Below are 25028 nucleotides of genomic sequence, written 5' to 3'. Positions count from 1 at the left end.
GGGTCGACCGGTTTTCCCAGCCGCTGGTCGCGTGCCGGATGTCCCCAATGTGACATTGGGGACGCCCAACGCCCCCAATGCCACATTGGGGACATCGAAGCTTCGGGCTCAGTAGGAGGTGCCGCCGTCGGTCCAGTTCGTCTGGGCGAAGTCCTCGTCGTCGACGGGGGCGCGACGCGGCTTGCGCGACGGTTCCGGTTCGGGCTCCGGGGGAGCGGCGACCGGCTGTTCGGGTTGGTCGGCTTCGAGCGCCTGGGGTTCGGGGGTGCCGTTCGGCCAGACACAGGGTGAGGTCGCGCCGATGTAGAACTTGCCGAGATCGTTCGCCTGGATGGACATGTCGAAGGCGTCTGCGTTGTTCCTGACGAACACGTACTGGTCCTTCGGCCGCGAATCCGTCAGGACCTTGAAGTCATGCGCAGACATCCACTCGACGATGGCGTCGAAGTACTCCGCGAATCGCGCCGGTTCGAGACCGGTCACCTCGTAGGTCGCGGAAATCTCAAAGCGACCGTGGGGGCCGTTGTCGGTGGGGTCGGTGCATTCGGACCTGTTCTGGGTGAACGGCTTTCGCTCCGCCGTGCCGGGCAGGGCGCCGACCGCGGCCTCGATGTAGGCCTCGACTTTTGCCTTCGCCTCTTGCTCGGTGATGGTCGGTTTCACGGCGTCTCCACCTCCAGGGGAACAAGCGGACAAGAGCACGAGAAGAGCGGTCACGAGCGTGAGTTTCACGAGGCGGGCTTTCCCGCGATGATCAGGCCGAGGTTCCGGAGCGACGGGTTGTTGTCTTCCCAGTATTCGCTGTGCGCCTCCGTGCTGTACCCGCCCCACCCGTCCGTGCCCGGCGCCGAGGTGAACACCTGCCCGCCGAAGTCCGCGTCGGCCGGATCCTGGCCGAGGATCAGGTCGTACCCGGCGATCTCGACGTTGGCCAGGTTGATCATGTCGTGTTCGGCGACCGTCGCGTGCACGTGTTTGCCGGTCTCGCCCGGATCCACCCCGTCGAGGTGCAGCTGGCTCACGTCGTGCGCGCCGACACCAGGGCTCGCCACGAAGACGAGTTCGTCCGCGGCGAGACCGCCGTCCCGGGCCGCGTGGCCGACGACGGTGGTGCCGTAACTGTGGCCCATCACCGTGTTGTGCGACGGCGGTCCTTGATGCGTTTCCCGCAGTCCGTCTTGGAATCCGGCGAGTGCCGCCTTGCCGCCGTCGGCGTATTCGGCGCTCGCGGCGTCGGTGATCTCGTTCGGCGCGTCGTAGCCGAGCCAGGTGATGACGGCTGTCGACGGGGAGCCCGAGGTCGTCGCCGCGGCCCACATCTTGTCGGAACGGTTGAGATCGCCGCCGATCTTCGACAGTTCCGAACCGGTCCCCGGCACATACGTCGCGACGTTCACCGCCGTGTCGGGGTTCCCCGCCGAAACGATCGCCTTCCCGTCGCCGCCGGTGTCCAGCCCCAGCAGGAACGCCTGCGGATCCGACCGGTCCAGCCGTTGCTGGATGGCTTCGAGGCCCTTGAGCTTGGGATCGCCTTGAAGCCGCGCGATCTCGCGGGTGAGAACGGCGCGGTTGGCGGCGTCGCGATCGGTCGCCGGGATGCCGTCGAGATTGCCGACGAGCCCCGGATTTCCTCGCAGCAGAGCGACTTTCGCCGTATCCGACAGGCTCGCCCACCACGCCTTGTTGTCACCGGGGGAGCCGTTCTCCGGCGGGCCGATGATCGACAGCCCGCTTTGCGCGGCTCCGGCGTCCGCCGCCTGGGCAAGGGTGGTGCCACCCTGTTCGGTGATCTCGCCGCGCAGGGCCCGTCGCATGATGTCGGCGAAATCGGCGTCGACGTCGGTGGCGCGGCGCAGGAGCTGCTCGATCCGGTCGGCGAGTTCCGCGCTCACCCGCGGTTCCGAAGGCCCGCCGGTAGAAGTGATCTCGCCCCCGCCGCTGATGAGCAGGCCGTGTCGCGAAGCGAGTTCGTCGGTCTCCCGCACGAAGGCGACGATCCGGTCCAGCGCGATCTGCACCTCGTGCGCGCCCCGCCGGACCGCGGACGCCTCGGCCACGAGCTGTTCCAGCGTGGAGGTCAGCGATCCGCCCCGCGTCGACGCGGCGGTGGCGGCGTCCCCGGTCCAGCCGGTGAAGCGCGCCATGGCTTCGACGTCGTCGTTCGCGGCGATGATCCGGGTGCAGCCGTCGTTGAGCGCGTCGGCCACCCGCCCGATCGCGGCCGGATCCCACCGGCGCACGTCACCCCAGGTGAGCATCAGACGGGAAGTTCCCGTGAGGCCGCCAGCTCGTTCGAGCGGTAGCGGACGGCCGCTTCGTCGAGTCGCGCGGCGTAGTCCGAGGTGTTCGCGGCCCAGCCCGGCACCGCGCGGCCCCAGGCGTCCGCGAGCAACCGGGCCGCTTCACCCGAGGCCCCGCCCGGCAGGCCCGCCGCGACGTCGGCGAGGGTGGCCGCCAAGGCCACCTGCCCGATGTCGTCCGAAGCCCGTTTCGCCGCGTCTGACGCGGCGCCGATCGTCTCCAGGACCACCTCGTACCCGCCGGCCATCCCGCTTCCTCCCCGTGGAGTGACGCTGTGTGACCACCCTACGACGCGGGAGACGGACGCGCGGTTCCCTTCACCCGTCCTTGAAAAGACCGTCGGCGACGTAGCGCGAGACGGTGGCGAGCCGTCGCCCTTGCAGCCGGAGGGCGTCCAGGGCGAGTTCGTCGGGTTCCGCGGACTTGCGCGAGACGAACGAGCCGCCGTACGGATTGCCCGATTCGAGCAGCCGCGGATCGGTGTAACCGAGCGGCAGGACGATGGCGCCCCAGTGATAGAAGACGTTGTTGGTCGCCAGCACCGTCGCTTCGAGCCCGCCGTGCGCGGTGGACGCCGTGGTGAACGACGTCGCGACCTTGTTCACCAGCTTTCCCTTGGCCCACAGGCCGCCGGTACTGTCCAAAAAGGACTTCAGCTGGGCGGCCGGGCCGCCGAAACGGGTCGGGCTCCCGGCGGCGAAACCGTCGGCCCACTCCAGGTCTTCCAGCGTCGCGAGGTCGTGGTGCGGACCGGCGTCCACCCACGCCTGCCAGCGCGGATTGCTCGCCACCGCACCGGGCGGGGCGGTTTCGGGGACCGTGCGGACACGGACGTCGGCTTCGGCCTCACGGGCGCCGTCGGCCAGCGCCGACGCCAGTTTCGCGGTGTTGCCCGTCGCGCTGTAGTAGACGACGAGGATGCGGGTGCTCACGTCCGCCGACCTTAGGCGAGCGTGAGCACCCGTCCCATGATCCGGAACTCAGTACTTCTTCCAGGGGCTGACCGTGTCCGTCGGCCGCGTCGGGTCGTGGAAACGCGGCTTGTCCAGCTCGTCGCGGCGCAGCGGGACCATCCCGTCGGTGATCGCCTGCATGATCTTGGCGTGCGCGCGGACCCCGGCGCCCGGCCGCTCCGGCTCGACCTCCGAGAGGTCCACCGGTTCGCCGAAATGCACCTTGAACCGCGGACGCCGCATGGGCGCGCTCAGCCCGGACTTGGCGAGCGGCACCAGGTCGGCGGGCCCGTTGACGGTCTCCGTCCCCCAGTACACGGCTTCGTGCGCGCCCCACTGGCTGATCGGGATCACCGGGACGCCCGCCGCCAGCGCGAGCCGCGCGGCACCGGTCTTGCCCCGCTCCGGCCAGAGGCCCGGATCGTGGCTGATCCGGCCTTCGGGGTACACGATCAGCGGGTCACGGGTGGTCCGCAGCGCCTCGGCGGCTTCCGCGAACTGCCCGATGGCCGTCGAAGACTCCTTGCGGTCGACCCGCAGGTGACCGCTGACCCGAAGCGCGGGTCCGATGACCGGCGCGTCGAGGATCCCGCCCGCCAGCATGAACCGCGGGTTGATGCCGATCCGTTTGCAGGCGGCCATCAGCACGAAAGCGTCGAAAACGCCGATGTGGTTGGCCGTCATGAGCAGGGGTTTCCGGCGCAGTTCCGCCGAAACACCGCCGGTCACGGTGAGTTTGCCGACGAAGTTGACCAGCCCCCGGTCGATGTTCAGCATCGTGCGCCAGATCGCTGGGGCGCGGCGAGCCGAATTCTCATCCTGATGCAGCGCGAACATGGGGCAGAGCATGTCATGCGCCGCCTTTCACCCGGATGGCCGCTCAAGCTGTGACCTGAGACGAATGTTCCGGTTGTGCTCCGAGTGGCAGCCGGGGCTGGAGGGTCGGGACGGTTACCGTGGAGGCATGGCTAGCGGGTCGACGACCAGGAAACGGAGTACGGCGCGAAGCGGCGGCAGCAAGGGGCCGGCGCGAAAGCCGCGTACCCCGGCGAAGCCCAGGTCAACGGCTGCGAGGAAGCCCGCCCCACGGCGTCCGGCACCCCGGAAGAAGTCGTCCGGCGCGTTCGCGAAGGGTGTGCGCGGCACCTGGAACCTGCTCGCGAAGGGCCTCGGGACCCTGGCGCGGACGGTCGGACGTGGCCGCGAGCTCGAACCCGAACATCGCCGCGACGGTCTCGCGCTCGGCCTGATCGCGCTGGCGCTGGTGATCGCGTTCGGCGTCTGGTGGCGGGCCGCGGGCCCGATCGGCGGCTGGGTCGAGGTCGGCGCCCGCTCGCTGCTGGGGGCCGGTGCGGTGACGCTGCCGCTGGTGCTCACCGTCGCCGCCGTCGCGCTGATGCGCTCGGAACCGGTGCCGGAGGCCCGGCCGAGGATGGTCATCGGCACCATCCTGGTCATCTTGTCCGTGCTCGGCCTGCTGCACATCTTCACCGCGCTGCCCGAGACCAACGACGGCCGGATGTACGCCGGTGGGGTGATCGGCGCGTTCTCCGGCGGCCTGCTGACCATGGGCGTCACCACGTGGGTCGCGGTGCCGCTGCTGGTGCTGGTGCTGCTGTTCGGCACCCTCGTGTTCACCGGGACCCCGGTCCGGGAGATCCCGCACCGGCTGCGCAACTGGGGTCTCGACCCCGAGGAGATCGAAGAGGCCGAGGCAGAGCGCCGCGCCATCCACGACGAACGCGACGCCGTCACCGAGGCCGACCCGAAGTCGGTCCGCCTGCGGAAGCCGTCGCGGCGCCGCCAGGCCTCGGGTGACCAGGACGGCGAGCAGCTCGACATCGAGGCCGCGCTGGCCGAAGCGCCGACGCCGCTGCGCGCGCCGAAGCCGCCTGCCAAGCCTGTCGAGGAGAAGAAGCCGAAGAAGGCCGAGGCGCCACTGGCGGTCACCAGGACCGTCGAGGGCGACTACAAACTGCCGCCGCCGGATCTGCTGAAGCTCGGCGACGCGCCGAAGTCCCGCAGCAAGGCCAACGACGCCATGATCGAGGCGATCACCGGCGTGCTGGAGCAGTTCAACGTCGACGCGCAGGTCACCGGCTTCACCCGGGGCCCGACGGTCACGCGGTACGAGGTCGAGCTCGGCCCCGGTGTGAAGGTCGAGAAGATCACCGCGCTGACCAAGAACATCGCCTACGCGGTGGCGACCGACAACGTCCGGCTGCTGGCGCCGATCCCCGGCAAATCCGCCGTCGGCATCGAGGTGCCGAACTCCGACCGCGAGATGGTGCGCCTCGGCGACGTGCTGCGCGCGCCGTCGACGGTCAAGGACAACCACCCGATGGTCATCGGGCTCGGCAAGGACATCGAAGGCCACTTCGTCACCGCGAACCTGACGAAGATGCCGCACCTGCTGGTGGCGGGGTCCACCGGTTCCGGTAAGTCGAGCTTCGTGAACTCGATGCTGGTGTCGCTGCTCGCGCGGGCGACCCCGGACGAGTGCCGGATGATCCTGATCGACCCGAAGATGGTCGAGCTGACGCCGTACGAGGGCATCCCGCACCTGATCACGCCCATCATCACCCAGCCGAAGAAGGCCGCCGCCGCGCTGGCCTGGCTGGTGGAGGAGATGGAGCAGCGGTATCAGGACATGCAGGTCAACAAGGTCCGGCACATCGACGACTACAACAAGAAGGTGCGCTCGGGCGAGATCACCGCGCCGCCGGGCAGCGAGCGCGTGTACGCGCCGTACCCGTACATCATGGCGATCGTCGACGAGCTCGCCGACCTGATGATGACCGCCCCGCGCGACGTCGAGGACGCGATCGTCCGGATCACCCAGAAGGCGCGCGCGGCCGGTATCCACCTGGTCCTGGCGACCCAGCGCCCGTCGGTCGACGTCGTGACCGGCCTGATCAAGACCAACGTGCCGTCGCGGCTGGCGTTCGCGACCTCCTCGCTCACCGACTCGCGGGTCATCCTCGACCAGCCCGGCGCGGAGAAGCTCATCGGTATGGGTGACGCCCTGTACCTGCCGATGGGCGCCGGGAAACCGGTCCGCATCCAGGGCGCTTTCGTCGGCGACGAAGAGATCGCGTCCGTCGTCAACTTCGCGAAGGAGCAGGCGCAGCCGGACTACCAGGACGGCGTCACCGCGGCGAAGGCGGGCGAGAAGAAGGAGATCGACTCCGACATCGGGGACGACCTCGACGTGCTGTTGCAGGCCGCCGAGCTGATCGTCACCTCGCAGTTCGGTTCGACGTCGATGCTGCAGCGGAAGCTGCGGGTGGGCTTCGCCAAGGCCGGGCGCCTGATGGACCTGCTGGAGAGCCGCGGCGTCGTCGGGCCCTCGGAGGGCTCGAAGGCGCGGGACGTGCTGATCAAGCCGGAGGAGCTGGAGTCGGTGCTGTTCATGATCCGCGGCGGCGGAGACGCGAACGGTGGCGACGTCTCCGACGACTGACCTGGCCCTGGGTGATCTCGTAAGTGTCATGAAGGCCCCATTCAGGACGAAAAGTGTCTTGAAAGGGGCCTTCATGACATCTGGCCGACGAACCGATGCAACGGACCGGAGCCTCCGTTACGTCCAGACTCCGTGGACCCCAAGAAGCTGCTCGTCGTCCTCTGCGCCCTGGTCGGCTTCGCCTGCGGAGCCGGCAGCTCCGCCGCCCGCGAACAACCCACGGCGACCCTGCCCGTCCTGACGCAGCCCGCGCCGGCGCAGCAGCCGGTCCCAAAGCCGCAAGGGAAGCCTCAGCGCACCGTCGAGCTGGGGGAGACCGTCGTCCTCAAGGCCGGTGACACGACCGAGGTCGCGTCGAAGGGCGTCAGCATCCGCTTCGCTCGCCTGGTGTCCGATTCCCGCTGCGCCGAGGGAATGGTCTGCGTCTGGGAAGGGGAGGCCGTGGTCGAACTGACCCTGGCCGAACCGGGACGCGGTGAGCGGACGACGGCGGAAGTCGCCTCCACCGCACGCGGTGGCAGGCAGTCCGTCGAGTTCGCCGCCTGCCGGGTGGACCTGGTCGCCGTTGGTTCGGGGGGCGACCAGGTCACCCTGCGGGTGTCCAAGGCTTGATGATCTTTAGGGCAGGACTCGACGCTGTACATGAAGGACCCCTTCCTCGCGCCTAGCGCAAGGAAGGGGTCCTTCATGTACTTGTCCGCGTGCGAAGGGCCTGCCTTTCAGTGCTGCGCCGCACGACTGCTCGATGCTGTTCGTGGCAGCCAACAGCCGCCGGGTCTGGTGCACGCCGTCGCTGTGCGGCAACCGCGTCCGGGGCGCCCGCCACGCCAACAAGGCCCCTTAAAGCTCCCTTCCCCGGCGCCTGGGTGCCCCCAATGTGGCATGGGAGACGCCCAACGTCCCCAATGCCACATTGGGGACACCGGCTGCGCAGCAGCTAAGTAGCGAAGGCGCCCCTTAAAGCTCCAGCAGCATCCGGCTGTTGCCCAAGGTGTTCGGCTTCACATACGGCAGGTCGAGGAACTCCGCGACCCCGGGATCGGCGGAGCGTCGCATCTCCTCGTAGACCTCCTGGGTCACCGGAGTCCCGTCGATCTCGACGAAGCCGTGCCCGGCGAAGAAGTGGGTCTCGAAGGTCAGCACGAACAGCCGCTTCAGCCCGATCTCGCGGGCGAAGCCGATCAGCTGGTCGACCAGCGCGTGCCCGATGCCGCGCCCCCGGGAGGTCTTGTCGACCGCGATGGTGCGCAGCTCGGCGATGTCTTCCCACAGCACGTGGAGCGCGCCGCAGCCGAGCACGTCGTCACCGTCTTCGACCACCCAGAACTCCTGGACGCTCTCGTAGAGGGTGACGAGGTCCTTCTCCAGCAGCACCGTCCCCGCGTCGGAGTCGACCAGCGCCTTGATCTTGCGGACGTCCGCGATCCTGGCCCGGCGGACGAGGGGACGGCGGTGGAGGAGAGGCTCTGACGGCACGTCCACCATTAAGCCATCCCCGCGGCCCGGCCCGGTCGAGGGCTCGCCCGAGCGAGCGATCGGCGACCCCGCGAACAGGCCAGCTACCCTAAGGCACGTGCCTTCTCCCACCACTGATCCTGTCGCCACCCGCCGCGTGTCCTTGCTGACCCTCGGTTGCGCCCGCAACGAGGTCGATTCCGAGGAACTCGCCGGACGGCTGGCGGCGGGCGGCTGGGAGCTCGCCGCCGAGCCCGAGGACTCCGACGTCGTGGTCGTCAACACCTGCGGCTTCGTCGAGTCCGCCAAGAAGGACTCGGTCGACACGCTGCTCGCGGCGTCCGACACCGGCAAGAAGGTCGTCGCCGTCGGCTGCATGGCCGAGCGCTACGGCAACGAGCTGGCCGAGAGCCTGCCCGAGGCCGACGCGGTCCTGGGTTTCGACCACTACGCCGACCTCGCCGAGCGTCTGGACGACGTCGTGGCGGGCCGCAAGGTCGAGTCCCACACGCCGTCGGACCGCCGCAAGCTGCTGCCGATCAGCCCGGTCCAGCGCCCGACAGCCGCCGAGTCGGTCGAGGTGCCGGGGCACGCGCAGCACGGCTGGGGCCCGCGCGTGCTGCGGACCAGGCTCGACACCTCCCCGGTGGCCGCGCTGAAGATCGCCTCCGGTTGCGACCGCCGCTGCTCGTTCTGCGCGATCCCGTCGTTCCGCGGCTCCTTCGTGTCCCGGCAGCCGGACGAGATCGTCGCCGAGGCGATGTGGCTCGCCGAGAACGGCGTCAAGGAGGTCTTCCTCGTCTCGGAGAACTCCACCTCCTACGGCAAGGACTTCGGCCGCGACGGCGCCCGCGCGCTGGAACTGCTGGTCCCGCGGCTGGCCGAGGTGCCCGGCATCGAACGCGTCCGCGTCTCCTACCTGCAGCCCGCCGAGACGCGTCCCGGCCTGGTCAAGGCCATCGCGACCACACCGGGCGTCGCCGACTACTTCGACCTGTCGTTCCAGCACTCCAGCGAGACCGTGCTGCGCCGCATGCGCCGCTTCGGCTCCACGGACTCGTTCCTCGCGCTGTGCGAGCAGATCCGCGAGTACTCGCCGAACGCCGGCATCCGCACCAACGTCATCGTCGGGTTCCCCGGCGAGACCGAAGAGGACGTCGCCGAGCTGGAGCGCTTCCTGAACGGCGCGCGCCTCGACGCCGTGGGTGTCTTCGGTTACTCGGACGAGGACGGCACCGAGGCCGAGACCTTCGACGGCAAGCTCGACGAGTCCGTGGTGGCCGAGCGGGTCGCGCGGATCTCGGCGCTGGTCGAGGAGCTGACCTCGCAGCGGGCCGAGGACCGCATCGGCGACTTCGTCGACGTCCTGATCGAGCAGGCCGAGGACGGCGAGGACCCGATCGGCCGCGCCGCGCACCAGGCCCCCGAGGTCGACGGCGAATGCGTCCTGATCGAGACGGACGACCTGCCCGCCCTGGCGGTGGGGGACTTCGTGCGCTGCGAGGTCGTCGACTCCGAGGGCGTCGACCTGATCGTGCGGCCCGCGCCGCCCGAGGCCGACCGGTGAGTGCCGCCCCGAGCGACGCCGGGGCCGGTGAGGGAACGGGCGGCGAGCACGCCCGGGTACCCGAGGCGACCCCGGTCCCGACCCTGAACCTGGCGAACCTGCTCACGATGTCGCGGCTGGTGCTGGTGCCGCTGTTCGTGATGGCGCTGTTCGCCGGGGACGGGGTGGACACCTTCTGGCGGGCGATCGCCACCGCGTTGTTCGCGATCGCGTCGTTCACCGACCAGGTCGACGGCTGGGTCGCGCGCAAGTACGGGCTGATCACCGACTTCGGCAAGATCGCCGACCCGATCGCCGACAAGGCGCTGATCGGCGCCGCGCTGATCGGGCTGAGCGTGCTCGGCGAACTGGGCTGGTGGGTCACCATCGTCATCGCGATCCGCGAGATCGGCGTGACGCTGCTGCGGTTCTGGGTGATCCGGCACGGCGTCATCCCGGCCAGCCGGGGCGGCAAGGCCAAGACGCTCGCGCAGATCGCGGCCATCACCGCGTACCTGCTGCCCCTGCCCGCGTCCGCCGAGCCGGTGCGCTGGGTGCTGATGGGGCTCGCGCTCGCGCTGACCGTGGTGACCGGGCTCGACTACGTCGTGCGCGCGGTGCGGCTGCGCTCCGCCGGAAGGCGTGCCGCCGGCGCATGAATGCTGAGACCTTGATCACTCACCTGATCGAGCGCAAAGAGACGGTGGCGACGGCCGAGTCGCTGACCGCCGGTCTGGTCTGCGCGAGGTTGACCGAGATCCCCGGATCGAGTGCCGTCGTCCGCGGCGGCCTGATCGTCTACGCCACCGACCTCAAGGCGACGCTTGCCGGGGTCGACGAAGACCTCCTCGCCGCGCACGGTGCCGTGCATCCCGAGGTCGCGGCGCAGCTCGCCACCGGCGCGCGGGAGCGGTGCGGCGCCACCTGGGGCCTCGGCCTGACCGGCGTCGCGGGTCCGGCCGGACAGGACGGCGTCGCCCCCGGCACCGTCCACGTCGGGCTCGCCGGGCCGGACGTGCTCACCGTCCGTACGCTGGACTTGAGCGGCGATCGAGCCTCGGTTAGGGACGGCGCGGTGCGTGGCGCGTTCGCCCTGCTGGGGGAACATCTCGCATGATCGCCGCGTTCGCCCTTGGCGTATTGCCGTGTCAACACCTGCGCCCGGGGCACCGCTCTGGGTAACGTAGGGGGTAGTCAGTCCTGGAAGGGAGGCGCGTGATGACCGTGCTGTTGCGCGAGGCGATCGGCGACCGGCTCCGACACGCCCGCACGAACCAGCGTCGAACGCTGCGGGACATCTCCCGCGCCGCCAGGGTGAGCCTCGGTTACCTCTCCGAGGTCGAGCGCGGGCAGAAGGAGGCGTCCAGCGAGCTGCTGGCGTCCATTTGCGAGGCCCTGGACCTTCCGCTGGGCGAACTCCTGCACAAGGTCGCCGCGGACGTCTCGGCGATCGACAACGTCGAGGTCGCCCCGGTGGACGAGAAGGTCGAAGCGGGCAAGCGGCGCGCTCCGGAGCGGGAAAGCGCCGAAGCGGGCCTCGAAGGCGGTCACCTGGTGTCCGAGCTGATCGGCAACGACCTGGCCGACCTGCGGATCTCGCCGCCGCCGCGGATGAGCCCCGCGTTGCGGACGACGATCTCCGCACCGAAGATGGTCGCCGCTTAGCGAGACGTGAACGCCGAGAGGCCCCAGGCGGACTGCCTGGGGCCTCTCCCGTTCCCCGCGTCAGCTCGCGGCGCTGTCGAACGTGCCCGCCTGGTAGGAGCCACCCTTGGTGTGCGTGATCACGAGCAGCCGGTTGGCGGCATTGATCATCGCGACCAGGTAGATCAGCGCGGCGACCTGGTCGTCGTCGTAGTGCTCGCGCACCTGCGACCAGGTCTCGTCCGAGACGCCCTGGGCCGCGTCGGCGAGGCGGCTGCCTTCCTCCGCGAGCGCCAGCGCCGCCTGCTCGGCCTCGGTGAACACGGTCGCTTCGCGCCAGGCGGCGACCAGGTTGACCCGGACCGCGGGTTCGCCGGCGGCGGCCAGGTCCTTGGCGTGCGCGTCGACGCAGTAGCCGCAGCCGTTGACCTGGCTGGCCCGCAGCGACACCAGCTCCTGGACGACCTTCGGCAGTGTCGAGCCCTTGATGGCCACACTGACTCCTGCGAAGCGCTTGCCGATCTTCGCGCCGAGCTCGTTGCTGTTCAGATCGAAACGGGAATCCATGATCTCGCCCTCATTCGTGGTCGTGTGCTGAACCGGACGACCACCAGATGCCGGTGGGCGGGAAGCGCTGACAACACGAAGGCGTGACGTGCGCCACGTCGTGGACGTGTCAGAAACCGGCGAGGTCCGGTGTCTGGTGGGGGACACCATCCCCAGGAACAGGAGCAGTCCATGTCCGACACCGCCACGGAGGCGTTCGTCGCCCACCGGAACCTGCTCTTCACCGTCGCCTACGAGATGCTCGGCTCGGCCGCCGACGCGGAGGACGTCCTCCAGGAGACCTGGTTGCGCTGGTCGGGCGTCGAGCTCGCCGCGGTGGAGAACCCACGGGCGTACCTCGTCCGCATCACGACCCGGCAGGCGCTCGGCAGGCTGCGCACCCTCGGCCGCCGCAAGGAGTCCTACGTCGGACCTTGGCTGCCGGAACCGCTGCTCACCACACCCGACGTGGCCGACGACGTCGAGCTCGCCGACAGCGTCTCGATGGCGATGCTGCTGGTGCTGGAGACGCTCACCCCGACCGAGCGCGCGGTGTTCGTGCTGCGCGAGGTGTTCGCCGTGGCCTACGACGAGATCGCCGAGGCCGTCGGCAAGACCCCGGCCGCGGTCCACCAGATCGCCCACCGGGCCCGGGCGCACGTCGCCGCCCGGCGGCCGAGGGGTGGCGCGTCCCCGGCAGAGACCCGGGACGTGCTCGACGCCTTCCACCGGGCGGTCCGGACCGGTGACCTCCAGGGACTGCTCGACGTCCTCTCACCCGACGTCGTCTTCCTCGGTGACGGGGGAGGGGTGGTGCGGGCCGTGCTGGAACCCGTGGTCGGCGCCGCGCGGGTCGCGCCGCTGCTGGCGGCGAGCCGTCCGGCGCGGGACGAGGCGGCGTCGATGCTGGAGGCGCAGGTCAACGGGTATCCCGCGTTGATCCTGCGGTTCGGCGGCGAGGTCGACACCGTCATCGCGCTGCGCGTCGAGGACGGGCTCATCACCGGTCTCTACGCCGTCCGCAACCCCGAGAAGTTGTCACGCCTGGCAGAGGAGACCGCTCTGCGCCGCTGACTCGGGCCGTCTTCACCCAGGGTCACCGGCCGGTGAACCCGAAAGGTCGTGGACATCACAGTCAGGGGGATCCCTGAATTCCGTCGGGGTCGCCTGGAACGCGGGACGCCGACCTGACACGATGGAACTCAACGCCGGGGTCGGGACGTTGCAACATCAAAGAGGGGACGCCCCACCTCGAGGTAACAGCCCGTGGGATGCGAGAAGGCAGGCGGAGGAGATGGCCAACCCGTTCGTGAAGTTCTGGAAGTACATGATGGCGGCGTTCTCGTCGAAGATCGACGAGCACGCCGACCCGAAGGTACAGATCCAGCAGGCCATCGAGGAGGCACAGCGCAACCACCAGGCGCTGACCCAGCAGGCCGCCTCGGTGATCGGTAACCAGCGTCAGCTGGAGATGAAGCTGAACCGTCAGCTCGGCGACGTGGAGAAGCTTCAGGCTTCGACCCGCCAGGCGCTGGTGCTCGCCGACGAGGCGCGTGCCAAGGGCGATGAGCAGAAGGCGACCGAGTTCGAGAACGCGGCGGAGAGCTTCGCCGCGCAGCTCGTCACCGCCGAGCAGAGCATCGAGGACCTGAAGACCCTGCACGACCAGTCGCTTCAGGCGGCGGAGCAGGCGAAGAAGGCCGTCGAGCGCAACGCGACCATGCTGCAGCAGAAGCTGGCCGAGCGCACCAAGCTGCTCTCGCAGCTGGAGCAGGCGAAGATGCAGGAGCAGGTCTCCGCTTCGCTGAACCAGATGAGCCAGCTGGCCGCGCCGGGCAACACCCCGTCGCTGGAGGACGTTCGCGACAAGATCGAGAAGCGCTACACCACGGCGCTCGGCTCGGCCGAACTCGCACAGAACTCCGTCCAGGGCCGGATGATGGAGGTCCAGGCCTCCACGACGCAGCTCGCGGGGCACTCGCGGCTGGAGCAGATCCGCGCGTCCATGAAGGGCGACTCCGTCGCTCAGGTGACCGACGGCAAGACCGCCGCCGCGCCGAAGGCGTCGAGCGGTGCGGACATCCAGCGTGAGATCCAGGCACGGGTTCAGGCCGAACAGGGCAAGAACCCCGCCTGACACATCAACGGGAGCCGGTCCCGCACCCGCGGGTGCGGGACCGGTCTCACCTGAAGACAGGGGAGAGGGCAATGGGGCAGGGCAGGCGCAAGGACTTCGGGGAGTTCACCGCCAAGCTTGAGAAGCACATCGAGAAGCTGCCCGACTACGCCCAACGCGCGCAGGAGAAGCTGCAGCGCTACATCCCGCCCTCCGAGCAGGGCTCTTCCTCTCGGCCCGCCCAGTCTCGACCGGTGCAGCCGCCGCGGCCGCGTCCTCCGATGCCGCAGATGCCGGCCATGCCGAAGATCTCGCAGCAGCTGACTTCGATGGCGTCGGGGCAGATCCCGGTGGTCGCCGAGGCGAAGGCCAAGTGGGCCCGCTGGAACGAGCCCGCGGCCAAACTGGAGAGACAGAAGCGCCGCACGTCCCGTGCGCTGACCTTCTGGATCCTCCTCACCATCCTTTGTGGACTGTACGCGTTCGTCGCCGGCGCAGGCCTGCTGAAGGCGGGCCAGGCCGACGTCCTCCAGGCCATCGCGGGCGGCGCGTTCACCGTCATCTTCGGCACCTTCGGGGTCAAGTCGGGACTGCGGCTGCGGACGCTCAAGCGCACCGTGCTGCCCGCCGCGCCCGCCGCCCCGCCGCCGCTGCCCCCGGCGCGGTCCGTCGCGCGGGCTCCGATGGAGCGCCTCGTCGAGAGCGAGGCTTCGCTGGCGGAGCTGCTTCGCCAGCTTTCGCAGCCGACGTCACTCGGCACCATGCCGGTCTCGGAGATCGCCGTCGCGGACGCCCGGACCACCGCCGCCGAGGCCGCGCAGGCCCTGCGCGGGCTGGCGGGCCGGATCCAGGCCATCGAACGCGGCCGCGACTCCGCGCCCGAGCGGGAACGAGGCGCCCTCGACGCCGCCATCAAGCAACTGCGCGAGCAGCTCGAAGACGGCCTCGACGGCTACGGCGGTCTCGTCGCGGCCGCCGGGCACACCGTCGCCGCGAGCTCGGACGGCATGACGTCGTCCAAGGAATCGCTCTCCGACGCGACCGACAAGCTCGCCGGCCTCGCGATGGCCCTGCGCGAACTGTCCTGAACCCGGAACTCGCGTGCTCTAACCCGGAACTCGCGTGCTTGAACCCGTGACTCGCGTGCTCGGACACGGATCTCGCGTGCTTGAAGGCGGATCTCACCGGTGCCCGCCTGATCACGCGAGATCCGCTTACAATCACGTGAGTCCCGCCTCCAATCACGTGAGTTCCGGCTTCAAGCACGTGAGTTCGGTCTTCGAGCACGCGGGCTGAGCAGGCGCTTTCCTGGACAATCGTCTCATTCGTCGTCGCTAATACTCCATTGCGTAACGACTCGCTCACTGTGCGGTACCGAAATGCTCGCGTAACCCGAAACCGCTGGTGACGGCAACGCGCGATGCCTAACGTTTTTCTCATGCACGCAGTGCTTCTCCCAGCTCGGGCCTGAACCCAGCCCGCGTGAGCGGGCGTCCCAGGGTGGCGGACCGGACACAGTGGATCTCGCGCAGTGGTCTTTCTCGTCCCCCCCCCCACCGAGGAAAGGACGCCCCAGTGACGACGCTCCCTCCAGAACCAGAGCCGATCCCCGCGCCGCCTCCCAGTTCCTACCAGCGCGCCATCGCCGCCTACGACCGGATCGCCGAGGTCGACCGGCCCGACGTCTGGATCGCCCTCCGCCCCGTGGAAGACGCCCTCGTGGAGGCGAAGGCTGTCGACGAACGGGTCCGCGCGGGCGCGGACCTGCCGCTCGCCGGAACCCTGGTGGCGGTCGCCGACACCGTCGACGTCGCCGGTCTACCCGGGACAGGGGACGAGGTCTGCTGCGCCAGCGCCCCTTCGGTGTCCCGGCTGACCGAGGCCGGGGCGGTGGTGATCGGCCAGACCAACTGCGATCGGTTCGGCGCCGATCTCGAGCACACCCGCAGCCCGTACGGCGTCGTGAGCGCCGCGCTGAACACCGCCAAGGTCTCCGGGAGCGCGAGCAGCGGCGCGGCCGTCGCCGTCGCGCTCGGCCTCGTCGATCTGGCGGTCGGCACGGACACGGCGGGGGCGGGCCGGGTTCCCGCGTCGCTCAACGGGATCGTCGGCTTGAAACCGACACTCGGCCTCGTGCCCAAGACCGGTGCCGCGCCGTGCGGCGGGATCGCCGTGTTCGCGCGCAGTCTCACGCTGGGCCAGCGCGCGCTGGGTTTGATGACCGGTCCCGACGAGGCCGACCCGCTCGCTCGTGACTGGCCCCCGGACGTCCGCCTTTCGGCCGGGGATCGGCCGAAGGTGGCGATCCCGGGCTCCGGGACGCTCACCGGACTGTCCTTGCAGTCCCGCTCCGCTTTCCTCGGCGCGGTTTCCGCGCTGCGGGCGTCCGGGGCACTCGTCGAGACGGTCGAGGTCTCGGCGTTGCTGGCGGTGGGCGAGTTGATCCATGACGACGGCTTCACCGCCGACAGGCAGCGTGTCGCCGAGGCCGGGATGCTCGCGCTCCGGATGCTGTCCGAGTACGACGCCCTGGTCCTCCCGACCGTCGCGGACCACCCCGAGGTCGCCGAGGCGCTGTCCGATCCGGACGGTGTCGTGAAACGGCTGGAGCGGTTCACGGCGTTCGTCAACCTGCTCGACCTCGCCGCGGTCACGGTGCCGTCGTCGCCGTCGGATCTCGGGCCGTACGGGGTGTCGGTGGTGGTGCGGCCGTTCGATGACCAGGTCGCCATCGACCTCGCCGCCGTGCTCACCGACGAACAGGCCGACTTCCCTTACCCCGCACCGGGTGCGGATCTCGTGGTGTTCGGCGCGCATCTGCGCGGGCAGCCGCTGAACGACCGGCTGGTCACCGCCGGGGCGCGGTTCACCGGGCTGGTCCAGACCGCCGAGGGATATCGGATGCTGTTGCTGCCCACCGAACCACCCCAGCCGGGCGTGGTGCCGGTGAGCGCCACGGGCGAGCACACGATGCTTTCGGGTGAACGCTGGCGGCTTTCGCCGGCCGCGCTCGGGGCCTTCGCGGCCACGCTGCCCGCGCCGTTCGTCCTCGGCCGGATCCGCCTGGAGAACGGGGACACGCCGCTGGCCGTCCTTTGTGACCAGGCCGCCTCGGCGACGGCGACGGAGCTGACGCGGTACCAGTGCTGGCGGGCGTACCTGCGGTTCGTCAGTACGGCCGGGCCGCGAGACCTCGGGCGACCCGCTTGACCAGACCGGGACCGTGCAAGGCGAAACCGGTGTAGAGCTGGACGAGACCGGCGCCGGCGTCGAGCATCCGGGCGGCGGCACCGGCGTCGAAGATCCCGCCGACGCCGATGATCGGCAGCTTGCCGCCGGTTTCGTCGTGCACGAACCGCACCACCTCGACCGAGCGAGCGGTGAGCGGGCGGCCGGAAAGGCCGCCCGCCTGCTCGCCGACGGCGGCCTCGGGCGGCGCGATCCCTTCGCGGGACAACGTCGTATTGGTCGCGATCAGCCCGGCGACGCCGTGGTCGAGACAGACCTCCAGCAGTTCCGCGAGCGCTTCGTCGGTGAGATCGGGGGCGACCTTCACCAGCACCGGCGTCGGCTTCGCGGCACCCGCGAGTTCGGCCGAGGTCTTCCGGAGCTCGGCGAGCAGCTCCGCCAGCGCGGACTTGTCCTGCAACGCCCGCAGCCCCGGTGTGTTCGGGGAACTGACGTTGATCGCGAAATAGTCGGCGTACGGATACAGCGCCCGCAGCGAGAACCGGTAGTCCTCGACGGCCTCGTCGAGCGGGGTGACCTTGGACTTGCCGATGCTGACCCCGAGCGGCACCGGCGGCTTCCCGCTCGCGGCGAGGCGGGCGGCGAGTGCTTCCGCGCCTTCGTTGTTGAAGCCCATCCGGTTGATCACCGCGTCGGTCCCGGCGAGGGTGAACAGCCGCGGCTTGTCGTTGCCCGGCTGCGGATGCCGGGTGACCGTGCCGACCTCGACGAAGCCGAAGCCGAGCGCGGGCCACGCGTGCAGCGCGCGGCCGTTCTTGTCCATCCCGGCGGCGAGGCCGACCCGGTTGGGGAAGCGGAGACCGAGGAAGGTGACCGGATCGTCCGTCCGGTAGACGCGGCCGAGCGCGCCGAGCGCGGGGGAGAACCGGCTCAGCCCGGCGAGCGTGCCGATGGTGCGTTCGTGCACGGTTTCGGGGTCGCCGCCGGAGACCCGGTAGAGCGCGGGGCGGACGATCTTGTCGAAGAACACGGCCCCATCATGCCTGGTGAGATCTAGGCGCTCGCCTTCCACTCGTCTTCCAGCATCGCGAAGACGAGTTCGTCGGTCCATTCGCCCTTGACGACCTCGTTCTCGCGCAGGTGCGCTTCCTTGCGCATGCCCAGGCGCTCCATCAGCGTGGCCGACGCGGTGTTGCGCCCGTCACAGCGGCCGATGATCCGGTGCAGGCCCAGCTCCTCGAAGCCGAGCCGCAGCAGTTCGGTGGCGGCCTCCGCGGCGAACCCCTTGCCGTGGTGATCGGGGTGGAAGACGAACCCGATCTCGCCCTGCCGGTGCTCGCTGCTGAGGTATTCGAGGTTCAGGTCGCCGATCAGCTGCCCGGTCTCGGTCAGTTCCACGGCAACCGCGAGGAGCTGACCTTCCTTCGAAAGACTGCTGCTGTGCACCCGTTTGGCGAGCGCGGCGGCGGATTCGGCCCGGCTGCGCGGACCCCAGTAGAGGTAGCGGGCGACGTCGGCGCGGGACTGGAAGGAGTTGAGTTCGTCGAGATCCGCGGGGGTGAAGGCGCGGAGGGTCAGGCGCGGGGTGGTGATCGGGAAGTCGGGCCTCAACATGGCGTCAGGCTATCCAGTCGGCGGGGTTCCCGGGACGGGAACAGTGGCGGACGGTTCTCCGGGGCGGTGGATGGTCACATCGCCCCGGGCAAAGGGAGTAACCCGGAAATAGGGGTACCCCCGAGGCGGCTCCCGGACGCCGGAATCGGCGGCCGGGCCCGAGCCGGACCGGTGCTCGGGAACCTCGGGGGCCCGGTGACTGCCTGGTATTCGCTATCAGGCACCACGCGAAGCAGAGACGACGAGCCGAAGGTGGCTCCAACTTGCGTTGTATCGCTGCTCAAAAGTCCTACGCGTGCGGTCCGCTAGCGGACAGTCACCTCACGAGTCCTGTTGGAATACAACTTAGGACCACCTCCTCTCTCGTGTACCGCCACGCTATGCGAGGGGTTCGAGGTCCTGCAACAAGATTTCTTCGATCTCCGTCAGGAGGGCCGTTTTGTCCGCCGAGGGCTGAAAAGACGCTTCCACGGCGTTCTTCGCGAACCGGGCGATTTCGTCCGCCGTCAGGCCCAGGGTTTCGGCGACCGCCACGTACTCGCCGTCCAGGGTGGCGCCGAACATCGGCGGGTCGTCGGTGTTGAGCGTGACCATCACGCCGTGGTCGAGCAGGCGCCGCACCGGATGCGCTTCGATCGACGGGAACTGTCCGGTACGGATATTCGACGTGGGGCAGACCTCCAGCGGGATCCTTTGCTTCGCAAGGTATTCCAGGAGCGCCGGATCGGTGTGCGCGCCGACGCCGTGCCCGATCCGTTCGGCGCCGAGATCGTGCACCGCCGACCAGACGGTGGCCGGTCCGGTGGTCTCGCCCGCGTGCGGGACGCTGTGCAGCCCGGCTTCCCTCGCCGCGGTGAAGAACGGGGCGAACTGCGCCCGGCCGACCCCGACCTCGGGTCCTCCGAGCCCGAAGGACACCAGGCCCTCGGGACGTTCGCGGAGCGCGAACACGACCGTCTCGCGCCCGGCGACGACTCCCTTCTCGCCGGGAATGTCGAAGCACCAGGCCAGTTCCACTCCGTGGTCCGCGCGCGCCGCCGCCCTGCCGGTGGCGAGACCGGTGAGCAGATCGTCCGCCGACATGCCGTCGAGGACGTGGTTGTAGGGCGTGACCGTCACTTCGGCGTAGCGGGCGTTCTGCGCGGCCAGATCCGCCGCCAGCCCGGTGACGAGGGTGTGGATGTCGCGGGCGTCGCGCACCAGCGACGTCACCGCCAGGTAGTTGCGGAGGAAATGCGGGAAATCGCGGAAGGTGAAGAAGTGGGCGAGTTCGCCCGCCTCGGTCGGCACCCCGGCCGACGGGCGGCGCCGGGCCAGTTCCAGGACCGTGGGCAGGCTCGCCGAGCCGACGAGGTGGACGTGGAGTTCGACCTTGGGCAGGGCGTGCACGAACGCGCGCAGCGCCTCGCCCGTGAGGATTCCGGGCATGACAAAGCTCCCTGGGAAAGAAGTGAAGGGTGACGTGAGAGGGAGCGGGCGGCTCAGGGAGCGAGGTCGCCGCGTTCGGTGTCGGCCCCGTAGAGCGGGAGCTTGAACAGCGTCACGAAGCCAGCTTAGCCGCCGGGAGCGGGTCCGGACTGGCATTTCGGGCAGAACCAGGTCGGTCTCGCCTGGTGCCCGGGCCCCTGGGATTCGATCCGGAGCCTGCCGCCGCAGCGGAAACACCCTTGTTTGGTCCGCTCGTAGACCCAGTGCTCACGGCCGCGGCGCAGGTCCCCGGTCGTGGTCTGCGAGGTGCGCCAGGCGTTGCTCTTCAACAGTTTGCGGCCGAGCGCGACGGCTTTGGCGGGGTCCACTCCGGACACCGGCGTCCACGGGGTGACGCCGAGCAGGAAGCACATCTCGACCTTGTACATGTTCCCGATACCCGCCATGATCCGCTGATCCAGCAAGGCGTCGCCCAGTTCACGATCCGGATCCGCGGCCAGCGCGGCCGCTGCCCGCGCCGCCAGCTCATCCGTCCACTGTGGATCGAGCAGATCCGGGCCGAGGTGGCCGACCAGCCGGTGTTCTTCGTCCGTGGGCACGAGTTCGAGGTCGTGCACGCGGAACCCGATCGCCTGCAGATCTTCGGTGGCGAGGATGACCCTGGCCTGATGCGCCGGATGCCGCCAGCGCGCGCCCGTCCGGTAGACGTCCCATTTGCCGTCCATGCGGAGGTGGCTGTGCAGGGTGAGATCGCCGGACAACCGGGTCAGCAGATGCTTGCCGACCGTGCCGACGCCGAGCACGTCGCGTCCGGCGAGATCCGTCGTGGCCAGCCGCGGGACCCTGAACTCGCCGCGCAGCAGGGTCTTCCCGGCCAGTGCCTTGTCGAGGACCTTGCCGGCGAGGAAGACGGTGTCGCCTTCGGGCATCGGCGTCTACCCGGTGCCGGTGTCGCTCAGCTTGGCGGACTCTTCGGTGGTCTCGGGTTCTTCCTCGCCGCGGACGCGATGCCGTCCGGCCCGGCTGGAGCGGAGGACCTTCGCCAGCACCATGTTGAAGGTGAGCGCGATCTCCTGCGCGCCGGGGGAGTGCCATTCGTGGATCGGGCTGCACGCGCCCTGCGCCTGCTGCACCGCGAGCCTGTCCGGGATGGCCGTCGGCATGACCAGCGGGCCGAAGTTCTCCCGCAGCTCCGCCACCCGGAACTGGTGCTCGTAGGAGCGCACGCGGAGCTTGTTGACCACGACGCCGATCGGCCGCAGGCCCGGGTTCTGCTCCTCGCGGATCTTCTCGATCGCGTCGAGCGCCCGGCGGGCACCGGAGACGGCGTACATCGTCGGCTCGGTGACGATCAGGGCGCTGTCCGCGGCCACCAGCGCCGAGCGGGTCAGCCTGCCGAGCGACGGCGGGCAGTCGAGGATCACCAGTTCGTACGGTTCCTCGCGCAGCGGGTTCGTGTGCAGTTCGTCGAGCGCGCGGGAGAGGTTCTCCAGCCGTCGGCTGTCGGCGTCGGGCTCGTTGAGCATCTCCAGCTCTTCGGCGCCGACGAGGACGTCGATCTGATCGCTCCACACGCTGGGCGCGATCGCGCGTTCGAGCACCGAGCGCACCGGCGTCTCCAGGACGTCGGCCAGCGTGCGGTCGGTGAAGGGCGGGTCCAGCGAGGTGGTGGCGTTGCCTTGCGGGTCGAGGTCGGCCACGAGAGTCCGGGCGCCCCTACGCAGCGCGGCGGACGCGACACCGAGGGCGACCGTCGTTTTGCCGACGCCACCCTTCAGGCTGAGAACAGCGACCGTGTGCACTCGGTACAGCCTACGGGCAGTCGGCGTGGCGGCTCCTTGGCAAGGTGTCGAACACCGCATCGGACTACACCCGGCGGGCCGGCGAAGGCGGGCATTACCCTGTGCGTTTATGAAGACGGACACCGTGGCCACGCGGGGATCGGGGGCGGTTCGCCGGGTTCTCGAAGCAGAACTCCGGGCCGCACGAGCGCGAGGCGAACACCAGCCGCACGTCGTCGACGTCGGCGGCGGCAGCGGCGGCTGGGCGGTGCCACTGGCCTCGGCGGGCTGCCTGGTGACCGTGGTCGAGCCCAACCCGAACGCCCTGGCGACCCTGCGCCGCCGGGCGGAGGAGGAGGGCGTCTCCGGCAGCATCACCGTGATCGCCGACGACTCCGACGCGCTCGGAGCCCACGTCGCGGACGGATCGGCCGACCTCGTCCTCGCGCACGGACTGCTCGAAGTCGTCGACGACCCGGCGCTCGTCCTCGCCGCGCTGGCCGCCGCGGTCAAACCCGGCGGCGCGGTCTCGGTGCTGGTGGCGAACCGCCACGCCGCGATCCTGCAGCGCGCGCTGGCCGGACGGCTCGGCGAGGCGCGGGAGCTGCTCGCGGCCGAGAGCGGCGTGCTGGGCGGCGGCCGGGAGACCGTGCTGCGGCGCTTCGACGCCGAGGCTCTCCGCGCGCAGCTGATCGCCGTCGGACTCGACGTGATCTCGCTGCAAGGCGACGGGGTCGTGGCGGACTTCGTGCCCGGCGGGGTGCGGGAAGAGGACCTGGCGGAGTTCGAGCTGGCGGCCGCTTCCGTGTCGCCGCTGCGGGACATCTCCAGCCGGCTGCACGTCCTGGCCCGTCGCCCGGCCTGACCCTCGGTCGCGAGCTTCTCCGGATGTCATGAAAGGGTCGTTCAGGACGAAAAGTGTCCTGAACGACCCTTTCATGACACTTCGGGGTCGGGCGCGGCGGGAATTGTCGGTGGTCCCGGCTAGCGTCCACCCGTGGGGAGAAACGCTGAGCTGCCGGGTGGGATGGCCCGCTACCGGGTGACGACCGGGGCCACCACCTGGCCCGACGACACCGGCTGCGGCCTGCTGCACGTCGACATGGACGCCTTCTTCGTGTCCTGTGAGCTGCGCACGCGCCCGGAGCTGGCGGGCAAGCCGGTGGTCGTCTCCGGCGGCGGCCCGAGGTCGGTCGTCGCGGCCGCGAGCTACGCGGCGCGCGAGTTCGGCGTCCGGTCGGCCATGCCGTTCTCGACAGCCAAGCGGCTCTGCCCGCAGCTGATCTGCATCACCCCGACACCCGGCTTGTACGGCGAGGTGTCCCAGGGTGTCATGGGGATCTTCCGCGAGCTGACACCTCTGGTGGAGCCACTCAGCCTGGACGAGGCCTTCCTGGACGTCAGCGGGGCGCTCAAGCGGCTGGACTCCTCGCCCGCGCGGCTCGGCGCCTGGATCCGGGAGCGGGTGGCCGCCGACTTCGGGATCAGCTGTTCGGTCGGCGTCGCGAAGGTCAAGTTCGTCGCCAAGCTGGCGTCCGGGATGGCGAAACCGGACGGCATGGTCGTCGTCCCGGCGGCCGAGACGCTCGCGTTCCTGCACCCGCTGCCGGTGTCGGCGCTGTGGGGCGTCGGCAAGCGCACGGAAGAACATCTGCGGCAGCAGGGCCTCGACACCATCGCCGACGTCGCCACCGCGCCGCTGGCCCGCTTGCGGCGCTCGCTGGGCCGGGCGCTGGGGGAGCACCTGTGGGCGCTCGCGAACGGGCACGACGAACGCGAGGTGATCCCGGAGACCCCGGACAAGTCGATCGGCGCCGAAGTGACCTTCGACGTCGACCTCCACGACCGCTCGGCGCTCGGGCTGGAACTGCTCCGGTTGTCGGAACGCGTCGCCGCGACCCTGCGCCGCCGGGGGCTGCGCGGCCGGACGGTGTCGATCAAGGTCCGGTTCGCGGATTTCAAGACGATCACCCGGGCCAGGACAACCGCCGTCGGAGTGGATGTGGCCCGGGACATCCACCGCACCGCCGTCGAACTCCTCACCGAGCACGCGCCGACGGGCGCAGTCCGCCTGATCGGCGTAAGAGTCGAGGGATTGGACACGGAGAGTGATGGGGAGCAGCTGCTTTTCGACTCATCGGAACCCCGTTGGCGGGATGCGGAAGTCGCGGCCGACGTCGCGAGGTCGAAGTTCGGTGCGGCCGCCGTGCGGCCCGCGTCACTGCTGACCCCCCGTGACCAGTGACATTGGCTGCTCAGCCGTCTTCGAGAGAGCCGAGTCGGGTGGTTTCGGCCAATTCGATCCCTTCCGGATACGGGATCGGGTAGTCGGACGAGCGCGGGGCTCGTATCCTGGACAGAGACACCCCGCCTGGGGTTGTCTGTTGGGTCCATGACGTTGCGCGGCCCGGCGCCCGCGACAGCTGTGCCGGAGGAGGAAAGATGCCACTCTCCGAGCATGAGCAGCGGCTGCTCGATCAGATCGAGCGCGAGCTCTATGCCGAGGACCCCAAGTTCGCATCCACGGTGCGAGGCACCCGGTTGCGCCGCCCCGCCCGCCGACGGCGTTTGCAGGGCATCGCCCTGTTCGTAGTGGGCGTCGCACTTTTGGTGCTCGGCGTGGTGGTCAACATCCGGGTGGCCGAGATCCCAGTGATCAGCGTGCTCGGGTTCCTCGTGATGTTCTTCGGAGTCATGATGGCCGTCACATCGATTCGGCACGGAGCCGAATCGGAGGGCGGTAAGGAGAGCGGTGGCCCGGGGGCCGGCGGAGGAGGCGGCGGTAAGTCGTCCCCGCGCCGGAGCTCGTTCACCCAGCGCATGGAAGAGCGCTTCCGCCAGCGCTTCGAGGAGCAGTAGCTCTCACAAACGCGAACATGCCGACGGGGCCTGGCCTCGTCGGCATGTTCGCGTTGTCCTGCGTGTCGGCCGGGTGGGTCTCGTGAGTGGTAAGTGTCGTTCTAACGCGCTTTACCACTCACGACCACCTGGA

At 69.8% G+C, this 25028-nt stretch carries 26 protein-coding genes; 14 read left to right on the top strand and 12 right to left on the bottom strand.

What is annotated here, in order from left to right; genetic code table 11:
* Positions 1-108 precede the first annotated feature (108 nt).
* From CFP71_RS22640 to CFP71_RS22620, 5 genes are all read right to left on the bottom strand, one after another.
* Positions 109-663, bottom strand: a complete 555-nt coding sequence (locus tag CFP71_RS22640; protein ID WP_093935949.1) for a hypothetical protein — start codon at positions 661-663, stop codon at positions 109-111.
* Between the two features lie 65 nt (positions 664-728).
* Complete coding sequence (locus tag CFP71_RS22635) at positions 729-2258, bottom strand: alpha/beta hydrolase (protein ID WP_093935948.1); 1530 nt, start codon at positions 2256-2258, stop codon at positions 729-731.
* Positions 2258-2548 carry a hypothetical protein gene (locus CFP71_RS22630; RefSeq protein WP_093935947.1) on the bottom strand — a complete coding sequence of 97 codons (291 nt, stop codon included), beginning with the start codon at positions 2546-2548 and terminating at the stop codon, positions 2258-2260. The genes CFP71_RS22635 and CFP71_RS22630 overlap by 1 nt, the downstream gene beginning before the upstream one ends.
* A 70-nt stretch (positions 2549-2618) precedes the next feature.
* Positions 2619-3233 carry an NAD(P)H:quinone oxidoreductase gene (gene wrbA / locus CFP71_RS22625; RefSeq protein WP_093935946.1) on the bottom strand — a complete coding sequence of 205 codons (615 nt, stop codon included), beginning with the start codon at positions 3231-3233 and terminating at the stop codon, positions 2619-2621.
* Between the two features lie 48 nt (positions 3234-3281).
* A complete protein-coding gene (locus tag CFP71_RS22620; protein ID WP_208636014.1) occupies positions 3282-4091 on the bottom strand; it encodes a lysophospholipid acyltransferase family protein in 810 nt (269 codons plus the stop codon).
* Between the two features lie 298 nt (positions 4092-4389).
* On the opposite strand from CFP71_RS22620, the gene CFP71_RS22615 reads away from it, so the two are divergent.
* The 3 genes from CFP71_RS22615 to CFP71_RS22605 all read left to right on the top strand — a co-directional run bounded on the left by CFP71_RS22615 (position 4390) and on the right by CFP71_RS22605 (position 7561).
* On the top strand, positions 4390-6717 hold the full coding sequence (locus CFP71_RS22615) for an FtsK/SpoIIIE family DNA translocase (RefSeq protein ID WP_167406236.1): 2328 nt from the start codon (positions 4390-4392) through the stop codon (positions 6715-6717).
* 132 nt (positions 6718-6849) lie between these two features.
* Positions 6850-7329, top strand: a complete 480-nt coding sequence (locus CFP71_RS22610; RefSeq protein ID WP_093935943.1) for a hypothetical protein — start codon at positions 6850-6852, stop codon at positions 7327-7329.
* Between the two features lie 133 nt (positions 7330-7462).
* On the top strand, positions 7463-7561 hold the full coding sequence (locus CFP71_RS22605) for a CGNR zinc finger domain-containing protein (RefSeq protein WP_244199791.1): 99 nt from the start codon (positions 7463-7465) through the stop codon (positions 7559-7561).
* A 113-nt stretch (positions 7562-7674) separates the two neighbouring features.
* Here CFP71_RS22605 and CFP71_RS22600 read toward each other — a convergent pair whose 3' ends face one another.
* Positions 7675-8202, bottom strand: a complete 528-nt coding sequence (locus CFP71_RS22600; RefSeq protein WP_167406235.1) for an amino-acid N-acetyltransferase — start codon at positions 8200-8202, stop codon at positions 7675-7677.
* An 88-nt stretch (positions 8203-8290) separates the two neighbouring features.
* Between CFP71_RS22600 and rimO the strand changes: the two genes are divergently transcribed.
* From rimO to CFP71_RS22580, 4 genes are all read left to right on the top strand, one after another.
* Positions 8291-9739: a 30S ribosomal protein S12 methylthiotransferase RimO gene (gene rimO, locus CFP71_RS22595; RefSeq protein ID WP_093935942.1), complete on the top strand. Its 1449-nt coding sequence runs from the start codon at positions 8291-8293 to the stop codon at positions 9737-9739.
* Positions 9736-10377 (top strand): CDP-diacylglycerol--glycerol-3-phosphate 3-phosphatidyltransferase, encoded by a 642-nt coding sequence (gene pgsA, locus CFP71_RS22590; RefSeq protein WP_093935941.1) that lies wholly within the window; start codon positions 9736-9738, stop codon positions 10375-10377. Before rimO ends, pgsA begins: the two co-directional genes overlap by 4 nt.
* A complete protein-coding gene (locus tag CFP71_RS22585) occupies positions 10374-10835 on the top strand; it encodes a CinA family protein (RefSeq protein ID WP_093935940.1) in 462 nt (153 codons plus the stop codon). Before pgsA ends, CFP71_RS22585 begins: the two co-directional genes overlap by 4 nt.
* A 101-nt stretch (positions 10836-10936) precedes the next feature.
* A complete protein-coding gene (locus tag CFP71_RS22580; protein WP_167406234.1) occupies positions 10937-11383 on the top strand; it encodes a helix-turn-helix domain-containing protein in 447 nt (148 codons plus the stop codon).
* 60 nt (positions 11384-11443) lie between these two features.
* On the opposite strand, the gene CFP71_RS22575 is transcribed toward CFP71_RS22580, so the two are convergent.
* The gene (locus CFP71_RS22575; RefSeq protein WP_093935938.1) at positions 11444-11929 is read right to left on the bottom strand and encodes a carboxymuconolactone decarboxylase family protein; all 486 of its coding nucleotides are present in this window, start codon (positions 11927-11929) and stop codon (positions 11444-11446) included.
* 171 nt (positions 11930-12100) lie between these two features.
* Here CFP71_RS22575 and CFP71_RS22570 point away from each other — a divergent pair, with 171 nt between their 5' ends.
* The 4 genes from CFP71_RS22570 to CFP71_RS22555 all read left to right on the top strand — a co-directional run bounded on the left by CFP71_RS22570 (position 12101) and on the right by CFP71_RS22555 (position 17234).
* The gene (locus CFP71_RS22570) at positions 12101-12982 is read left to right on the top strand and encodes an RNA polymerase sigma-70 factor (RefSeq protein ID WP_093935937.1); all 882 of its coding nucleotides are present in this window, start codon (positions 12101-12103) and stop codon (positions 12980-12982) included.
* A gap of 220 nt (positions 12983-13202) precedes the next feature.
* Positions 13203-14045 (top strand): PspA/IM30 family protein, encoded by an 843-nt coding sequence (locus CFP71_RS22565; protein WP_020637705.1) that lies wholly within the window; start codon positions 13203-13205, stop codon positions 14043-14045.
* Between the two features lie 71 nt (positions 14046-14116).
* Positions 14117-15112, top strand: coding sequence for a phage shock envelope stress response protein PspM (gene pspM / locus CFP71_RS22560; protein ID WP_093935936.1), 996 nt, complete (start codon positions 14117-14119; stop codon positions 15110-15112).
* Positions 15113-15599: 487 nt separating this feature from the next.
* On the top strand, positions 15600-17234 hold the full coding sequence (locus CFP71_RS22555) for an amidase family protein (protein ID WP_093935935.1): 1635 nt from the start codon (positions 15600-15602) through the stop codon (positions 17232-17234).
* Here the strand turns inward: CFP71_RS22555 and CFP71_RS22550 are convergent.
* The 5 genes from CFP71_RS22550 to CFP71_RS22530 all read right to left on the bottom strand — a co-directional run bounded on the left by CFP71_RS22550 (position 17194) and on the right by CFP71_RS22530 (position 22057).
* Positions 17194-18243, bottom strand: a complete 1050-nt coding sequence (locus tag CFP71_RS22550) for a quinone-dependent dihydroorotate dehydrogenase (protein WP_093935934.1) — start codon at positions 18241-18243, stop codon at positions 17194-17196. The two genes, CFP71_RS22555 and CFP71_RS22550, sit on opposite strands and share 41 nt — an antisense overlap.
* A gap of 23 nt (positions 18244-18266) precedes the next feature.
* On the bottom strand, positions 18267-18827 hold the full coding sequence (locus CFP71_RS22545) for a GNAT family N-acetyltransferase (RefSeq protein WP_093935933.1): 561 nt from the start codon (positions 18825-18827) through the stop codon (positions 18267-18269).
* Between the two features lie 378 nt (positions 18828-19205).
* Positions 19206-20255: an adenosine deaminase gene (gene add / locus CFP71_RS22540; protein WP_093935932.1), complete on the bottom strand. Its 1050-nt coding sequence runs from the start codon at positions 20253-20255 to the stop codon at positions 19206-19208.
* Between the two features lie 125 nt (positions 20256-20380).
* A complete protein-coding gene (locus CFP71_RS22535) occupies positions 20381-21184 on the bottom strand; it encodes a DNA-formamidopyrimidine glycosylase family protein (RefSeq protein WP_093935931.1) in 804 nt (267 codons plus the stop codon).
* A 6-nt stretch (positions 21185-21190) separates the two neighbouring features.
* On the bottom strand, positions 21191-22057 hold the full coding sequence (locus CFP71_RS22530; protein ID WP_093935930.1) for a ParA family protein: 867 nt from the start codon (positions 22055-22057) through the stop codon (positions 21191-21193).
* Positions 22058-22166: 109 nt separating this feature from the next.
* Between CFP71_RS22530 and CFP71_RS22525 the strand changes: the two genes are divergently transcribed.
* The 3 genes from CFP71_RS22525 (at position 22167) to CFP71_RS22515 (ending at position 24895) form a co-directional block, all read left to right on the top strand.
* Positions 22167-22901, top strand: coding sequence for a methyltransferase domain-containing protein (locus CFP71_RS22525; protein WP_093935929.1), 735 nt, complete (start codon positions 22167-22169; stop codon positions 22899-22901).
* Between the two features lie 162 nt (positions 22902-23063).
* Positions 23064-24281, top strand: a complete 1218-nt coding sequence (gene dinB / locus CFP71_RS22520; RefSeq protein WP_093935928.1) for a DNA polymerase IV — start codon at positions 23064-23066, stop codon at positions 24279-24281.
* Positions 24282-24478: 197 nt separating this feature from the next.
* Positions 24479-24895 (top strand): DUF3040 domain-containing protein, encoded by a 417-nt coding sequence (locus CFP71_RS22515; protein WP_093935927.1) that lies wholly within the window; start codon positions 24479-24481, stop codon positions 24893-24895.
* Positions 24896-25028: the final 133 nt, after the last annotated feature.

It is taken from the genome of Amycolatopsis thailandensis (assembly GCF_002234405.1).
In the GTDB taxonomy this organism is placed as follows: Bacteria; Actinomycetota; Actinomycetes; order Mycobacteriales; family Pseudonocardiaceae; genus Amycolatopsis; species Amycolatopsis thailandensis.
The sequence above is the reverse complement of the archived record's forward strand: the minus strand, read 5'-3'. Positions and strand labels throughout refer to the sequence as shown.

Excerpts from the sequence above, each read along its gene's own strand:
- CFP71_RS22635 (WP_093935948.1), bottom strand. The coding sequence starts at position 2,258 with ATGCTCACCTGGGGTGACGTGCGCCGGTGGGATCCGGCCGCGATCGGG.
- CFP71_RS22630 (WP_093935947.1), bottom strand. The coding sequence starts at position 2,548 with ATGGCCGGCGGGTACGAGGTGGTCCTGGAGACGATCGGCGCCGCGTCA.
- CFP71_RS22620 (WP_208636014.1), bottom strand. The coding sequence starts at position 4,091 with ATGTTCGCGCTGCATCAGGATGAGAATTCGGCTCGCCGCGCCCCAGCG.
- CFP71_RS22605 (WP_244199791.1), top strand. The coding sequence starts at position 7,463 with ATGCTGTTCGTGGCAGCCAACAGCCGCCGGGTCTGGTGCACGCCGTCG.
- CFP71_RS22600 (WP_167406235.1), bottom strand. The coding sequence starts at position 8,202 with ATGGTGGACGTGCCGTCAGAGCCTCTCCTCCACCGCCGTCCCCTCGTC.
- CFP71_RS22585 (WP_093935940.1), top strand. The coding sequence starts at position 10,374 with ATGAATGCTGAGACCTTGATCACTCACCTGATCGAGCGCAAAGAGACG.
- CFP71_RS22580 (WP_167406234.1), top strand. The coding sequence starts at position 10,937 with ATGACCGTGCTGTTGCGCGAGGCGATCGGCGACCGGCTCCGACACGCC.
- CFP71_RS22575 (WP_093935938.1), bottom strand. The coding sequence starts at position 11,929 with ATGGATTCCCGTTTCGATCTGAACAGCAACGAGCTCGGCGCGAAGATC.
- CFP71_RS22570 (WP_093935937.1), top strand. The coding sequence starts at position 12,101 with ATGTCCGACACCGCCACGGAGGCGTTCGTCGCCCACCGGAACCTGCTC.
- CFP71_RS22565 (WP_020637705.1), top strand. The coding sequence starts at position 13,203 with ATGGCCAACCCGTTCGTGAAGTTCTGGAAGTACATGATGGCGGCGTTC.
- pspM (WP_093935936.1), top strand. The coding sequence starts at position 14,117 with ATGGGGCAGGGCAGGCGCAAGGACTTCGGGGAGTTCACCGCCAAGCTT.
- CFP71_RS22545 (WP_093935933.1), bottom strand. The coding sequence starts at position 18,827 with ATGTTGAGGCCCGACTTCCCGATCACCACCCCGCGCCTGACCCTCCGC.
- add (WP_093935932.1), bottom strand. The coding sequence starts at position 20,255 with ATGCCCGGAATCCTCACGGGCGAGGCGCTGCGCGCGTTCGTGCACGCC.
- CFP71_RS22535 (WP_093935931.1), bottom strand. The coding sequence starts at position 21,184 with ATGCCCGAAGGCGACACCGTCTTCCTCGCCGGCAAGGTCCTCGACAAG.
- CFP71_RS22525 (WP_093935929.1), top strand. The coding sequence starts at position 22,167 with ATGAAGACGGACACCGTGGCCACGCGGGGATCGGGGGCGGTTCGCCGG.
- dinB (WP_093935928.1), top strand. The coding sequence starts at position 23,064 with ATGGCCCGCTACCGGGTGACGACCGGGGCCACCACCTGGCCCGACGAC.
- CFP71_RS22515 (WP_093935927.1), top strand. The coding sequence starts at position 24,479 with ATGCCACTCTCCGAGCATGAGCAGCGGCTGCTCGATCAGATCGAGCGC.